The sequence below is a fragment of the Tropicimonas sp. IMCC6043 genome (genome assembly GCF_004146235.1).
Lineage (GTDB): Bacteria > Pseudomonadota > Alphaproteobacteria > Rhodobacterales > Rhodobacteraceae > Tropicimonas.
On sequence record NZ_SELO01000001.1, the window covers coordinates 424,476 to 437,852 of the forward strand.

The following is a 13,377-nucleotide window of genomic DNA, read 5'->3' on the forward strand; positions in this document are numbered from 1 at the left end:
CATCCTACTCCGCGGCCAGCGGCGCCGCGGCGCGCGCCTTAGCCCCGGCCGAGAGCTCCGCCATGAGCTGCGAGGCGCGGGCGATCGGGTTGGTCAGATAGTGGTCGCCGAGCGCGAGGCGGAAATCGGCGTCGCCGAGCGGCCCCGGTTCCGGCACCGTGCCCGAGGGTTCGGGCCGCGCGTCGAGCTTGCCCAGATGCGGGTGCGCCGAAATCAGCGCGCGGCGCAGCTCGCCGAGGCTGTTCCACGGCTGGACCGCGTCCATCTCGGCCGAAAGCGCGCGCAGGATTGCCCAGTTTTCCTTGGCCTCGCCCGGCGGGAAGCCCGCCCGCATCGCCATCTGCACGCGCCCCTCGGTATTGACGAAGAGCCCGCTTTCCTCGACCCAGGCCGCCGCGGGCAGAATCACGTCGGCGCGATGCGCGCCGCGGTCGCCGTGGCTGCCCTGGTAGATGACGAAGGGTCCCTCGGCGATATCGACCTCGTCGGCGCCGAGGCTGTAGATCACCTCCGCCCCGTCGATCGCCCCCGCGAGCCCGCCCTCGGTGACCGCACCCACGTCCATCGCGCCGACGCGCGCGGCGGCGGTGTGCAGAATCATCAGCTTGGAGCCGGCCGCCTCGGCAATCTTCAGCGCGGTGGCCAGCACCGCGTCACCATCGGCCTCGGTCAGCGCGCCCTGCCCGACGATCATCACGCCCGGCACGCCTTGCTTGTCCGAGTGATCCATCCCGGCGAGCTTCTCGAGCGCCGCGCGATCGGTGCCGATATGGCTATATTCATATGTCAGGTCGACCGGCTGGCCGATCAGCGCAACCTTGGCGCCGGCAAGCCAGGCCTTGCGGATGCGCGCGTTGAGCACCGGCGCCTCGTTCCGCGGGTCCGTGCCGATCAGAAGAATCATCTCGGCCGTGTCGATATCCTCGATCGCCGCGTTGCCGACATAGCCGAGCCGGTTGCCCGCCGGCAGCTTCGCCCCGTCGGTGCGGCATTCGACCGAACCGCCCTGCCCCTCGACAAGCTGCTTGAGCGCGAAGGTCGCCTCGACCGGGGCGAGATCGCCCACAAGGCCGGCGATCTTGCGGCCCTTCATCGCAGCGGCCGCCGCGGAGAGCGCCTCGGGCCATGTCGCCGGCCGGAGCTTGCCCTCCTCGCGGATATAGGGCCGGTCCAGCCGCTGCCGGCGCAGCCCGTCCCAGACGAAGCGCGACTTGTCGCTGAGCCATTCCTCGTTCACCGCGTCATTGTTACGCGGCAGGATCCGCATTACCTCGCGGCCCTTGGTGTCGACCCGGATATTCGAGCCGAGCGCGTCCATCACGTCGATCGTCTCGGTCTTGGTCAGCTCCCACGGGCGGGCGGTAAAGGCATAGGGCTTGGAGACCAGCGCACCGACCGGGCAAAGGTCGATGATATTGCCCTGCATGTTCGAATCGAGCGTCTGGCCCAGATAGGACGTGATCTCCGCATCCTCGCCGCGCCCGGTCTGACCCATCTGGGTGATTCCGGCCACTTCGGTGGTGAAGCGCACGCAACGGGTGCAGGAAATGCAGCGGGTCATGTGGGTTTCGACCAGCGGGCCGAGATCCAGATCCTCCGCCGCGCGCTTGGGCTCGCGGTAGCGCGAGAAATCGACGCCATAGGCCATCGCCTGGTCCTGAAGGTCGCACTCGCCGCCCTGGTCGCAGATTGGGCAGTCGAGCGGGTGGTTGATGAGCAGGAACTCCATCACCCCCTCGCGCGCCTTCTTGACCATCGGCGAGTTGGTCTTGACCTCGGGCGGTTCGCCGTTGCGGCCGGGGCGCAGGTCCTTCACCTGCATGGCGCAGGAGGCGGCGGGCTTGGGCGGGCCGCCGACGATCTCGACCAGGCACATCCGGCAATTGCCGGCGATCGACAGACGTTCGTGGTAACAGAAGCGCGGAACCTCGATTCCGGCCTGCTCGCAGGCCTGGATCAGGGTCATCGCGGGGTCGCACGCGACCTCCTGTCCGTCGATGATGATCGTGCGTAGGTCACTCATGCGCTGCCTCCGGCTTCTTTCGCGGGATATCGCCCCTGACGGGCCACGCCGTCGCGCTCCGCGCCCTGTCACGCCCTTCTCTAGCGGGAACTGCGGCGAAGTCCAATCGAGGATTTCGCCGCGTTTTGGCGCAGGCGGACGCGCGGGACCCGCCGCGCCGGGCGCGCATACGGACCCGATTGACGAGCGATTCGGCCCCGCATTCCAGGCCCCCGGTGGCATGTCGGCACGCCCCCAAGCGCTTTCGGACATGGCCAGCGCGCCGCATCGTGACTGGACCTGCGCCGCGGCTCCGCTATCCTCCGAAGCCGGCGGGAAAGCGCGGCGCATCGCCGCCTCGCCGCGGCAAGCCGCCGGTTGACCCCACCCGAGCCCGCGCGTAAACCGCGACGTAGCCCGGGACCCCCTTCGCGCATCGCTTGCGCGAGGGCAGACAAGGAGCCAGACGTGGACGGACTTCTCAGGGAATACCTTCCCATTCTGATCTTCCTCGCAATTGCCATCGTGATGGGCCTCGGCATGGTCGTGGCGGCCTGGGTCGTCGCTCCGAGCGACCCCTATGCCGAAAAGAACAGCGCCTATGAGTGCGGCTTCAACGCGATGGACGACGCGCGGATGAAATTCGATATCCGCTTCTACCTCGTCTCCATCCTCTTCATCATCTTCGACCTCGAAGTGGCCTTCCTCTTCCCCTGGGCGGTGGTCTTCGGGGAGATGTCGATGGCCGCCTTCTGGTCGATGATGGTCTTTCTCGCCGTGCTGACGGTCGGCTTCGCCTATGAATGGAAGAAGGGAGCGCTCGAATGGGAGTGATGACCGGGCCCAACACCGCGGGAGCCGACAAGGACGCCACGGTCGCAGCTATGAACAAGGACCTCTCGGACAAGGGGTTCCTCGTCACCTCCACCGCGGACATCATCAACTGGGGCCGCACCGGCAGCCTGCACTGGATGACCTTCGGGCTGGCCTGCTGCGCCATCGAGATGATCCACGTCTCGATGCCGCGCTACGACCTCGAGCGATTCGGCACCGCGCCGCGCGCCTCGCCGCGCCAGTCGGACCTGATGATCGTCGCCGGCACGCTGACCAACAAGATGGCTCCCGCGCTCCGCAAGGTCTATGACCAGATGCCCGAGCCCCGCTGGGTGATTTCGATGGGCTCCTGCGCCAATGGCGGCGGATATTATCACTACAGCTACTCGGTGGTGCGCGGCGTCGACCGTATCGTCCCCGTGGACGTGTATATCCCCGGCTGCCCGCCGACCGCCGAAGCGCTGCTCTATGGCACGCTGCAGCTACAACGCAAGATCCGGCGGGTCGGCACGATCACCCGCTGATCATGTGCCCCGGCCGCCGCAAGGAAGGATGACACCGCGATGAGCGATGCGCTTCAGACCCTTGGCGAGTATATCGCCGACCGACGCCCGGATTGCGTGAGCACGTGGTGGATCGGCAATGGCGACCTGACAGTCGAGGTGGCGCCGGCCTCGCTCGTCGATTTCGTCGAGTTTCTGCGCGCCGACCCGAGCTGCCAGTTCACTCAGCTCATGGACGTGACCGCCATCGACTATCCCGAGCGCGAGCGCCGCTTCACGGTGGTCTACCACTTCCTGTCGATGAAGCAGAACCAGCGTATCTGCCTGCATGCGGGCGTGCGCGAGGACGAGGCCATCGCCTCGCTCACAAGCATGTTCCCCTCGGCCGACTGGTACGAGCGGGAAGTGTTCGACATGTTCGGCGTGGTCTTCTCCGGCCACCCGGACCTGCGCCGCATCCTCACCGATTACGGCTTCCGCGGCCACCCGCTGCGCAAGGACTTCCCGACCAGCGGCTATATCGAGCTGCGCTACGACGACGTGCAGAAGCGCGTCGTCTACGAGCCGGTGAAGCTGGTCCACGAATACCGGCAATACGACTATCTCTCGCCCTGGGAGGGCGCGAAATACATCCTGCCGGGCGACGAGAAGGCCGGGGAGGCCAAGTGACGCCGGGGCTTTCCATAGGCGACCGGGCGGAGTTCTCCCGGGTCGTGCGGCTCGAGGAGGTCGTCTGCCGGCTTTTCCCGGATGCGCGGATCATGGAGGACATGCCGGAGGTTCTCGCCTCGGCCTACATGATCGGGCTCTTCGAATGGGCATGCGTGGAGCAGATCGCGCCCTATTACGAGAAGGGCGAAGGCTCGCTCGGAATCGGCTTCGAGATGACTCATGTCGCGCCGACGCCGCCGGGCCTCACGGTCACCGTGGAGACGGAGATCGTCGACATCGATGGCCGCTTCATCACCTTCGAGGTCCACGGCCATGACGGGCAGGACATGATCGGCGAGGGGCGCCACAAGCGCGCCGTCACCCGCTGGGAGAAATTCAACGCCAAGGTGGCCGCCAAGGCCGCCACGGCCGTTCAGGAGAGGGCCGAGACATGATGGACGGGTCCAAGGGCTTCGACGACGCCAAGACCGGCGAACAGAAAATCCGCAACTTCAACATGAACATGGGGCCGCAACACCCTGCGACTCATGGTGTTTTGCGCCTCGTCGTCGAGCTCGACGGGGAGATCGTCGAGCGCGCGGACCCACATATCGGCCTGCTGCACCGTGGCACCGAGAAGCTGATGGAGACACGGACTTATCTCCAGAACGCACCATATCTCGACCGGCTCGACTATTCCTCGCCGATGAACCAGGAGCATTCCTACTGCCTGGCGATCGAGAAGATGACCGGTGTGGAGGCGCCGCGGCGGGCCAAGCTCCTCAGGGTGCTGATGGCCGAGCTTTCCCGTATCGGCAACCACGTGATGAACGTGACCACCGCGGCGATGGACGTGGGCGCGCTGACCCCGCCGCTCTGGGGCTTCGAGATCGGCCGCGAGGAGGTCTTCACCTTCTTTGAACGCGCCTCGGGCGCGCGGATGCACTGCAACTACTTCCGCCCCGGCGGCGTCCACCAGGACGTCACGCCCGACCTGCTGGACGATATCGAGGCCTGGGTGCCGCGCTTCCTCAAGACGCTCGACGATCTCGACGGGCTCCTGACCGAGAACCGGATCTTCAAGCAACGGACAGTCGATATCGCGATCGTCACCGAGCAGGATGTCTACGACTGGGCGCTGACCGGCCCGATGGCGCGCTCGATCGGCTTCGCCTGGGACCTGCGCCGCACCCAGCCCTATGATCTCTACGACGAATTCGAGTTCAAGATACCGCTCGGCAAGAATGGCGACTGCTACGACCGCTATCTCATGCGGATGGAGGAGATGCGCCAGTCCGCCTCGATCGTGCAGCAGGCGATCGCCAAGCTGCGCGCGCCGGACGGCCAGGGCGACATCCTCGCCCGCGGCAAGCTCACCCCGCCACCGCGCGCCGACATGAAGAGCTCGATGGAAGCGCTGATCCACCATTTCAAGCTCTATTCCGAGGGCTTCAAGGTGCCCAAGGGCGAGATCTACTGCGCCACCGAGGCGCCCAAGGGCGAATTCGGGGTGTACATCGTCTCTGACGGAACCAACAAACCCTACCGCGTCAAGCTGCGCGCGCCGGGCTTCGCCCATCTCCAGGCGACCAACCATCTCGGCAAGGGCCACCAGCTCGCCGATCTGCCGGCTCTGATCGGCACGCTCGACATCGTCTTCGGCGAAGTCGACCGCTAGGGAAGGTGCGGGGCAAGAGGCGCATGTTCGGCGAAACGGAAATCGGCCTGAAATGGTTCGGATCGGCGACCTTCTGGATCGCCGTCTCGACCGTGGCCGCCGCGATCTTCGTCGCAATCCAGGCCTGGTATGCGCGCGTTCAGGTGGTCGAGGCCGCGAACACGCGGCTGCTGGAGCGGGAGCTCGATTTCTGCCTCGAAACGTTCGACGAGGCCGAGGCGCTCGACGCCGAACTCAAGTCTCTGGCACGCGAGGGCATGCATCCCGAGATATGGCCGCCGAAGGCGATGGCGTCCAGCGCAGCCGAGCTTCTGGAATACCAGCGCCGCGTGCCCCCGTTGCTCGGGGCGCTGGAGAATGGGCTGATGAAGGGCGCGATCCTGCGCCCGCTCGACGATCACCGCGCTTACCTGGCGCAGCAGATCGAGGGGCTGGGCGAGGCGCTTGCGAGCCTGAACCCCGTCCTGGCCGATAAGGCCGAACCCAATGCGCAGGTGACGAACGTCTTTACCGCGCTCAGTGAATTCATCGGCGCGCAGTATCTCGTCTTCGAGGGCTGCAAGACCGTCGCACAGAGGACAAGCTGATGCTCCGCCGTCTCCATCCCGACCAGCCCGACAGCTTCGCCTTCACGCCAGCCAATCTCGACTGGGCCCAGGCGCAGATCACGAAATATCCAGCAGGCCGGCAGGCCTCGGCGATCATCCCGCTGCTCTGGCGGGCCCAGGAGCAGGAGGGATGGCTCTCGCGGCCAGCGATAGAATATGTCGCCGACATGCTCGGCATGGCGCATATCCGGGCACTGGAAGTCGCCACGTTCTACTTCATGTTCCAGCTGCAACCCGTTGGATCCGTTGCCCATGTTCAGGTCTGCGGCACGACGTCCTGCATGATCTGCGGCGCCGGCGAGCTGATCGCGGTCTGCAAGGAGAAGATCGCCGAGAAGCCGCACCAGCTCTCCGCCGACGGCAAGTTCTCCTGGGAGGAGGTCGAGTGCCTCGGCGCCTGCACCAACGCGCCGATGATCCAGATCGGCAAGGATTTCTACGAGGACCTGACCGGCGACCGCCTCGCCGAGATCCTCGACGCGCTTGCCGCGGGCGACCTGCCGGTGCCGGGGCCGCAGAACGGCCGCTACGGCGCCGAACCGCTGGGCGGGCCGACGGTGCTCAAGGACGGCAACGAGAACGCGCCCGAGCACAACGCCTCGGTGGAACTGGCGCAGCGCCTGGGCGATGGAATCAAGCGGATCGACGGCAGCGAAGTGCCGCTCCTCGCGCCCTGGACGGATCAGGGCGCCCGCGCGATCGACCAGTCCGCCGCCGCGCCCGAGCCACGCCCGGCCGAAGGAAAGCCGGTCGACCACACTGGTGTCACGGAGCAGGAAGCCCGCGCAAAGACCAAGGCAAAACCCGAACAGGCACCGGCCGCCGAACCGGTCAACCCGGGCACCCGCCCGCAATGGCTCGACGGCCCGCGCGACGGCACGCCCGACGATCTCAAGAAGATCAAGGGGATCGGGCCGAAGCTCGAGGAGGTCTGCCATTACCTCGGCTTCTACCATTTCGACCAGATCGCGGCCTGGACCGAGGACGAGATCGCCTGGGTTGACCAGAATCTGGAAGGCTTCAAGGGGCGCGTCACTCGCGACGACTGGGTCGGACAGGCCCGGGCGCTCGCTGCCGGCGACGCGACCGACGGCTGACGGATGGCACGCGCGATGACCGGCCCCTCCCGCGATCCCGACGCCGCCTTTGCCCGGCAAGGCCGGTTGGTGGCCGTGGTGATCGCGCTTGCCGGGCTTCTGGCCATCTTCGCGCCGGCGCTCGTGAATTTCACGGGGCTTCCGGCACGCTACGAGATATTGTTCTATATCGCCGCGCTGGCCGCATTCGTCTGGGCCTTCGTGGTGGCGGTCGGGATGTGGCGCAGCCGCTCCGACGACCAGAGATGAGAGGATAAGAGATGCTGCAGGACAAGGACAGGATCTTCACCAACATCTACGGTCTGAAGGACCGCAGTCTCGCCGGCGCCCGCGCGCGCGGCCACTGGGATGGCACGGCCGACATCATCAAGAAGGGCCGCGACTGGATCGTCGACGAGATGAAGGGCTCCGGCCTGCGCGGCCGGGGCGGCGCCGGCTTCCCGACCGGGCTCAAATGGTCCTTCATGCCCAAGGAGAGCGACGGTCGCCCGGCCTATCTCGTCGTCAATGCCGACGAATCGGAGCCCGGCACCTGCAAGGACCGCGAGATCCTGCGACATGACCCGCACACGCTGATCGAGGGCTGCCTGCTGGCCTCTTTCGCGATGGGCGCGCATGAGAGCTACATCTACATCCGCGGCGAGTTCATCCGCGAGCGCGAGGCTCTGCAGGCAGCGATCGACGAATGCTACGACGCGGGCCTGCTGGGCAAGAACGCTGCCGGATCGGGCTGGGATTTCGACCTCTTCGTCCATCACGGCGCGGGCGCCTATATCTGTGGCGAGGAAACGGCGCTTCTGGAGAGCCTCGAAGGCAAGAAGGGCATGCCGCGGATGAAGCCGCCCTTCCCCGCCGGCGCCGGCCTCTATGGCTGTCCGACCACGGTCAACAATGTCGAATCCATCGCCGTGGTGCCGACCGTGCTGCGCCGTGGCGGCGCCTGGTTCGCCTCCTTCGGGCGGCCGAACAACACCGGCACGAAGCTGTTTGCCGTCTCGGGCCATGTCAACAAGCCCTGCGTGGTGGAAGAATCCATGTCGATCCCGTTCAAGGAGCTGATCGACCGGCATTGCGGCGGCATCCGCGGCGGCTGGGACAACCTCAAGGCGGTGATCCCGGGCGGCTCCTCGGTGCCGCTTCTGCCGGCGGACATCGCCAAGGACGCGATCATGGATTTCGACTGGCTGAAGGAGCAGCGCTCCGGCCTCGGCACCGCGGCGGTGATCGTGATGGACCAGTCGACCGACGTGGTGAAGGCGATCTGGCGGCTGGCGAAATTCTACAAGCACGAGAGCTGCGGGCAGTGCACGCCCTGCCGCGAAGGCACCGGCTGGATGATGCGGGTGATGGAGCGGCTGGTACGCGGAGAGGCCGAGATCGAGGAGATCGACATGCTCTTCGACGTGACCAAGCAGGTCGAAGGCCACACGATCTGCGCCCTCGGCGACGCGGCCGCCTGGCCGATCCAGGGCCTGATCCGGCATTTCCGCGACGAGATCGAATACCGGATCCGCAAGGAGCCGGGGATCGCAGCGGAATAGACCCGAGCCGCCTCGGGGCTGCTGCGCGGAGCTTCCGGTGACAGCAACCGGCGACGCGCCGACAGAACGCTCACGTTTCCGGATGCGCCCCGCGCCTCGTTTTCGGGAGCGAGGCGGGACCAGATGTTCGGGATTTGCGGGCAGCGGGCGCCCCACGACGCCGATGCCAGGCTCACCGAACCAGGTGCCCGTCTCCCGAGTGGCAACACCCGGCTCGGAATAGCGCCACGACGCTAATCGGCCTCCCGGCTCCAGCGCGCCGGCCGCTTTTCCAGAAAGGCGGCAATGCCCTCCGCGGCCTCCTCGCTTTCCCAGCGGCGCACCAGTGCCTCGATGCTCCCGGCGATCGTGCCGGCGTCGATGGCGGGACCGAGCCGCCGCAGCAGCGCCTTGGCCTCGCCGACGGCGCCCGGAGCGACAGACAGATAGGGTGCCACCTCCGCCTCGACCGCCGCATCCAAGGCCTCGACCGGCACCGCTCGGGCGAGAAGCCCCAGCTCGACCGCCTCTGCAGCGCCGAAGAGCCGCGCCGACATGAAGACCCGCCGCGCCATCGCCTCGCCCATCCGCGCGACGACATAGGGCCCGATCGTGGCCGGGATCAGGCCGAGGCGGGTTTCGGTGAAGCCAAACCGCGCGCTTTCGGCGCCGATCGCCACGTCGCAGACCGAGAGCAGGCCGAGCGCCCCGCCGAAAGCGTCGCCGTGCACCCTCCCGATAAGCGGTTTCGGACAGGTGTTGAGCGCCTCGAGCATCCCGGCGAGGCGAGTCGCCTCGCGGGTGCGGGTGGCGGCGTCGGCCTGCATCTGGGTCCGCATCCAGCCGAGATCGCCGCCAGCCGAAAAGCTCCTCCCCTCGCCCGCCAGAACAATGACCCGCACGGCGGGATCTGTGCCGAGCCGCGTGGCGGTCGCCGCCAAAGCATCCAGCATCTCCGCCGACATCGCGTTGTGCTTTGCCGGCCGCGCCAGGGTGAGACGCGCGACGCCGCGTCGGTCGCATGCGATCCGGATGGTCTCTTCGCTCATTCGCCCCTCCCGTTCCCGCGGGGGTCCCGCCCCCGCATCGCCCGCGCCATTCCGGCCGCAACCGCCACGACCCCGGCATTGAGCCCGGTTTCCATCCCCAGCTCCGCCATCCGCGCCAGCACAGACTCGCTCGCGACATTCCCCGCCGCACCAGGCGCATAGGGACAGCCGCCGAGGCCACCGACCGCCGCGTCGAACACGCGCACGCCCCGCTCCAGCGCCACGGCGATATTGTCCAGCGCCCGGCCGCCGGTATCGTGGAAATGCCCGGCCAGCCGCGCGGCCGGCAGCTCCGCCAGGACCGCGTCGAGCATCGCGGCGACACGGTCCGGCGTGGCCCGCCCGAGCGTGTCGCCGAGAGAGACCTCACTAACACCGAGCGCCATCAGCCGCGCCGCCGTCCGCGCCACCTGCGCCGGCGCCACCGCTCCGTCGAAGGGGCAATCGGTCACGCAGGAGACATAGCCGCGTAGCGGCAGAGCGACCTCCCGTGCCGCCTCGGCCACCGGGGCAAGGCGCGCGAAGCTCTCGTCGACCGAACAGTTGAGATTGGCGTGGCTGAAGCCTTCGGAGGCGCTGACGAAGATCGCCACAGCATCGGCCCGCGCCGCCTGCGCGTTGGCGAGCCCTGTCAGGTTGGGCACCAGCGCGGAATAGCACACGCCCTCTGCGCGGGTGATCCCGGCAAGGACCTCGGCGGAGTCCGCCATCTGCGGCACCCATTTCGGGCTGACAAAGCTCGCAACCTCGATGCGGCGGAAACCGGCCGTGCTCAGGCAGTCGATCAGCGCGATCTTCTCGGCCAGCGGGATGGCGCGCGTTTCGTTCTGCAACCCGTCGCGCGGGCCGACCTCGAAGATCTCGACCCGGTCAGGCATGATCGGTCTCCGCGGCCAGGCGGATCAGCGGGTCATGCGCCGCAACCTGCGCGCCGGCGGCGACGAGGACCGCCTCGATCACGCCCGCGCGGGTCGCCACCAGCGCATGCTCCATCTTCATCGCCTCGAGGATCGCAAGCCTCTCCCCCTTCGCCACCGTATCGCCCGGCTCGACCAGCACGTCGCGCAGCAAGCCGGGCATCGGCGCATCGACGATATTGCCCGACGTTCCCGAGCTGCCCGCGCGCGCCAGAGGATCCGGCAGGTCGAACGCCCAGGGCTGGCCGGCAAAGACCACGACCGACCCGTCGAGCCGCCGGGCGGGGCCCGGGGCGCGCGCCTCGCCGATCAGCCAGCCGTCCTTGCGGCGGCGGCAAAGCGCCTCCGCGCCGTCCAGCTCGGCCCGTACCCGGTCGGGGCCGAGACTGGCCAGCCGCACGTCCCAGCTTTTGTCGCCACGTTCGAGCCGGACCACACGTTCGAGCGGCGCCCAGAGCGTGAAGCCTGCGAAGGCGCCGGGCGGCGCGTCGGGCCCAGCGGCGGCGAGCGCGGCGCGCAGGATAACGGCCAACGGCGGCGATGCTTCGGCCGTCAGGGTAGCAAGATCGCGGGCGATCAGGCCGGTATCCACCGCGCCCGCGGCAAATCCCGGGTGCCGCGAGAGCGCCTCAAGGAAGCCGATATTGGTCACCGTGCCGGCGATCTCGGTCTCCGCCAGCGCCCGGCTGAGCCGTGCCAGCGCCACCGGACGGCTCGGACCGTGGGTGATCACCTTGGCAATCATCGGGTCATACCACGGGCTGATCTCGTCGCCCTCGCGCACGCCGCTGTCGCTGCGTGCCATGTTGCTGAACCGCAGATGGGCGAGCCGGCCGGTCGCGGGGAGGAAGCCCGCGGCCACGTCCTCGGCATAGAGCCGCGCCTCGAATGCGTGGCCAAGCAGAGGGATCTCGTCCTGCGCGAGCGGCAGAGGTTCGCCCGAGGCGATGCGGAGCTGCCATTCGACGAGGTCGAGCCCGGTCACCGCCTCGGTCACCGGGTGCTCGACCTGGAGCCGCGTGTTCATCTCCATGAACCAAAAGCCATCCGGCCGCAGTCCATCGCTGCCATCGACGATGAATTCCACCGTGCCGGCACCGACATAGCCGATGGCCTGCGCTGCCCGCACCGCCGCGGCGCCCATCGCCTGCCGGATCTCCTCGGTCATGCCCGGCGCCGGGGCTTCCTCGATCACCTTCTGGTGGCGCCGCTGGAGCGAACATTCGCGCTCGTGAAGATGGACCACGTTGCCATGGCCATCGCCGAAGACCTGGATCTCGATATGCCGCGGGTGTTCGATGTATTTCTCGATGAGCACATCCGGGTTGCCGAAGGCTCCTTGCGCCTCCGCCCGCGCCGAAGCCAGCGCGTCCGTGAACTCCGCCGCGGTCTCGACCCTCCGCATCCCCTTGCCGCCGCCGCCTGCCACGGCCTTGACGAGCACTGGATAGCCGATCCGCGCCGCCGCCTCCGCGAGCGTCGCCTCCGACTGGTCTGTCCCGTGGTATCCCGGCACCACCGGCACGCCCGCCTCCGCCATCCGCCGCTTTGCGGCATCCTTGAGGCCCATGGCGCGGATCGCCGCCGCGGGCGGGCCAACGAAGGTGAGACCCGCGGCCGCCACCGCCTCGACGAAATCAGGGTTCTCCGAGAGGAACCCGTAGCCCGGATGGATCGCCTCGGCGCCCGTCGCCCGCGCCGCCGCGATCATCCTGTCGCCCAAGAGGTAGCTCTCCGACGGCGCGGGCGGACCGACATGCACCGCCTCGTCGGCCATCTCGACATGCAGCGCACCGGCATCGGCATCCGAATAGACGGCGACGGTCCCGATCCCCATCGCCCGCGCGGTGCGGATGACGCGGCAGGCGATCTCGCCCCGGTTGGCGATCAGCAGCTTGCGGATCATGGATCGTTTTCTCCCTCTCCCGGATTGCGAGTGGTCAACAAGCACGCTGAGCTGGCCCGTTCAGTCCGTCCCGCACCATCCCCTGCGCGGCCCGCCGTCATATTCGCGCGCCAGACCGGTTGCGATCATCCTGTCCGCCAGCAGCGCGTCTCCAACAAAGAGCGCCGAAAGCCGGCGTCCGTAGCGATCTCGTCCGAGATGACGAGAATCGAGCCCGCGCGCGGTCCAGATCTGCCAATGGAGGACGTAGGTCGCCGCCATCGCCTTGAGACGCTCCGAGCCACACTGACCACGAAACTCCGGCGTATCGAAGCCGGTGAGCCGCGTCGACATCACGCCGTCCTTCGGGCAATACATCCGCACGGTGTCGCCATCGACGACCGACAGCACGCGACAGCCTTCGCTGGTCGGCTTCAAGGCCCCCGCGACAAGCGTGATCAGATGCGGAAGAAACACGACTGCCACGATCGCGGCGATGACCCATTGGCCACGCGACAGTCCGCCAATCCACGCGAGATTTCCCCGCAAGGTGCGCCGCAGAGAGGGGGACCGCTGTCTGCGCGGCGGGGGCTTGCCGATCAGCCGCTCGAACTCGCTTCTCTTCCTTCGCAT

The 13,377-nt window shown here is 67.7% G+C and carries 14 protein-coding genes; 9 read left to right on the top strand and 5 right to left on the bottom strand.

Annotated elements, in window-relative coordinates; genetic code table 11:
* Positions 1-4: 4 nt before the first annotated feature.
* Positions 5-2,023 (bottom strand): NADH-quinone oxidoreductase subunit NuoG, encoded by a 2,019-nt coding sequence (gene nuoG, locus EU800_RS01980; protein WP_129627980.1) that lies wholly within the window; start codon positions 2,021-2,023, stop codon positions 5-7.
* 447 nt (positions 2,024-2,470) lie between these two features.
* Between nuoG and EU800_RS01985 the strand changes: the two genes are divergently transcribed.
* From EU800_RS01985 to nuoF, 9 genes are read left to right on the top strand one after another with little or no spacing between them, the layout of a single operon-like run.
* Entirely contained in the window at positions 2,471-2,836 is a 366-nt protein-coding gene (locus tag EU800_RS01985) for an NADH-quinone oxidoreductase subunit A (RefSeq protein WP_129627982.1), read from the top strand.
* Complete coding sequence (locus tag EU800_RS01990; protein ID WP_207209830.1) at positions 2,827-3,360, top strand: NADH-quinone oxidoreductase subunit B family protein; 534 nt, start codon at positions 2,827-2,829, stop codon at positions 3,358-3,360. The genes EU800_RS01985 and EU800_RS01990 overlap by 10 nt, the downstream gene beginning before the upstream one ends.
* A gap of 39 nt (positions 3,361-3,399) precedes the next feature.
* The gene (locus EU800_RS01995; protein ID WP_129627984.1) at positions 3,400-4,008 is read left to right on the top strand and encodes an NADH-quinone oxidoreductase subunit C; all 609 of its coding nucleotides are present in this window, start codon (positions 3,400-3,402) and stop codon (positions 4,006-4,008) included.
* Entirely contained in the window at positions 4,005-4,445 is a 441-nt protein-coding gene (locus EU800_RS02000) for a thioesterase family protein (protein ID WP_165354533.1), read from the top strand. Before EU800_RS01995 ends, EU800_RS02000 begins: the two co-directional genes overlap by 4 nt.
* Positions 4,442-5,668: an NADH-quinone oxidoreductase subunit D gene (locus EU800_RS02005; protein ID WP_207209831.1), complete on the top strand. Its 1,227-nt coding sequence runs from the start codon at positions 4,442-4,444 to the stop codon at positions 5,666-5,668. Before EU800_RS02000 ends, EU800_RS02005 begins: the two co-directional genes overlap by 4 nt.
* Positions 5,669-5,691: 23 nt before the next feature.
* Positions 5,692-6,255 carry a hypothetical protein gene (locus EU800_RS02010; RefSeq protein WP_129627986.1) on the top strand — a complete coding sequence of 188 codons (564 nt, stop codon included), beginning with the start codon at positions 5,692-5,694 and terminating at the stop codon, positions 6,253-6,255.
* On the top strand, positions 6,255-7,373 hold the full coding sequence (locus EU800_RS02015; protein ID WP_129627988.1) for an NADH-quinone oxidoreductase subunit E: 1,119 nt from the start codon (positions 6,255-6,257) through the stop codon (positions 7,371-7,373). Before EU800_RS02010 ends, EU800_RS02015 begins: the two co-directional genes overlap by 1 nt.
* Positions 7,374-7,388: 15 nt before the next feature.
* The gene (locus EU800_RS02020) at positions 7,389-7,622 is read left to right on the top strand and encodes a DUF5337 domain-containing protein (protein ID WP_129627990.1); all 234 of its coding nucleotides are present in this window, start codon (positions 7,389-7,391) and stop codon (positions 7,620-7,622) included.
* Between the two features lie 11 nt (positions 7,623-7,633).
* Complete coding sequence (nuoF, locus tag EU800_RS02025; RefSeq protein WP_129627992.1) at positions 7,634-8,914, top strand: NADH-quinone oxidoreductase subunit NuoF; 1,281 nt, start codon at positions 7,634-7,636, stop codon at positions 8,912-8,914.
* A gap of 233 nt (positions 8,915-9,147) precedes the next feature.
* Here nuoF and EU800_RS02030 read toward each other — a convergent pair whose 3' ends face one another.
* Genes EU800_RS02030 through EU800_RS02045 form a run of 4 tightly spaced genes read right to left on the bottom strand, consistent with a single transcriptional unit; the run spans position 9,148 to position 13,377 of the window.
* Positions 9,148-9,942, bottom strand: coding sequence for a crotonase/enoyl-CoA hydratase family protein (locus tag EU800_RS02030; RefSeq protein ID WP_129627994.1), 795 nt, complete (start codon positions 9,940-9,942; stop codon positions 9,148-9,150).
* The gene (locus EU800_RS02035; RefSeq protein ID WP_129627996.1) at positions 9,939-10,820 is read right to left on the bottom strand and encodes a hydroxymethylglutaryl-CoA lyase; all 882 of its coding nucleotides are present in this window, start codon (positions 10,818-10,820) and stop codon (positions 9,939-9,941) included. The genes EU800_RS02030 and EU800_RS02035 overlap by 4 nt, the downstream gene beginning before the upstream one ends.
* Complete coding sequence (locus EU800_RS02040; protein WP_129627998.1) at positions 10,813-12,765, bottom strand: biotin carboxylase N-terminal domain-containing protein; 1,953 nt, start codon at positions 12,763-12,765, stop codon at positions 10,813-10,815. Before EU800_RS02040 ends, EU800_RS02035 begins: the two co-directional genes overlap by 8 nt.
* Positions 12,766-12,825: 60 nt before the next feature.
* Entirely contained in the window at positions 12,826-13,377 is a 552-nt protein-coding gene (locus EU800_RS02045; RefSeq protein ID WP_129628000.1) for a thermonuclease family protein, read from the bottom strand.

Bases quoted from the DNA above. Each gene is read 5' to 3' on its own strand.
- nuoG (WP_129627980.1), bottom strand. From the start codon at position 2,023: ATGAGTGACCTACGCACGATCATCATCGACGGACAGGAGGTCGCGTGC.
- EU800_RS01990 (WP_207209830.1), top strand. From the start codon at position 2,827: ATGGGAGTGATGACCGGGCCCAACACCGCGGGAGCCGACAAGGACGCC.
- EU800_RS01995 (WP_129627984.1), top strand. From the start codon at position 3,400: ATGAGCGATGCGCTTCAGACCCTTGGCGAGTATATCGCCGACCGACGC.
- EU800_RS02005 (WP_207209831.1), top strand. From the start codon at position 4,442: ATGATGGACGGGTCCAAGGGCTTCGACGACGCCAAGACCGGCGAACAG.
- EU800_RS02010 (WP_129627986.1), top strand. From the start codon at position 5,692: ATGTTCGGCGAAACGGAAATCGGCCTGAAATGGTTCGGATCGGCGACC.
- EU800_RS02015 (WP_129627988.1), top strand. From the start codon at position 6,255: ATGCTCCGCCGTCTCCATCCCGACCAGCCCGACAGCTTCGCCTTCACG.
- EU800_RS02020 (WP_129627990.1), top strand. From the start codon at position 7,389: ATGACCGGCCCCTCCCGCGATCCCGACGCCGCCTTTGCCCGGCAAGGC.
- nuoF (WP_129627992.1), top strand. From the start codon at position 7,634: ATGCTGCAGGACAAGGACAGGATCTTCACCAACATCTACGGTCTGAAG.
- EU800_RS02030 (WP_129627994.1), bottom strand. From the start codon at position 9,942: ATGAGCGAAGAGACCATCCGGATCGCATGCGACCGACGCGGCGTCGCG.
- EU800_RS02035 (WP_129627996.1), bottom strand. From the start codon at position 10,820: ATGCCTGACCGGGTCGAGATCTTCGAGGTCGGCCCGCGCGACGGGTTG.
- EU800_RS02040 (WP_129627998.1), bottom strand. From the start codon at position 12,765: ATGATCCGCAAGCTGCTGATCGCCAACCGGGGCGAGATCGCCTGCCGC.
- EU800_RS02045 (WP_129628000.1), bottom strand. From the start codon at position 13,377: ATGCGAAGGAAGAGAAGCGAGTTCGAGCGGCTGATCGGCAAGCCCCCG.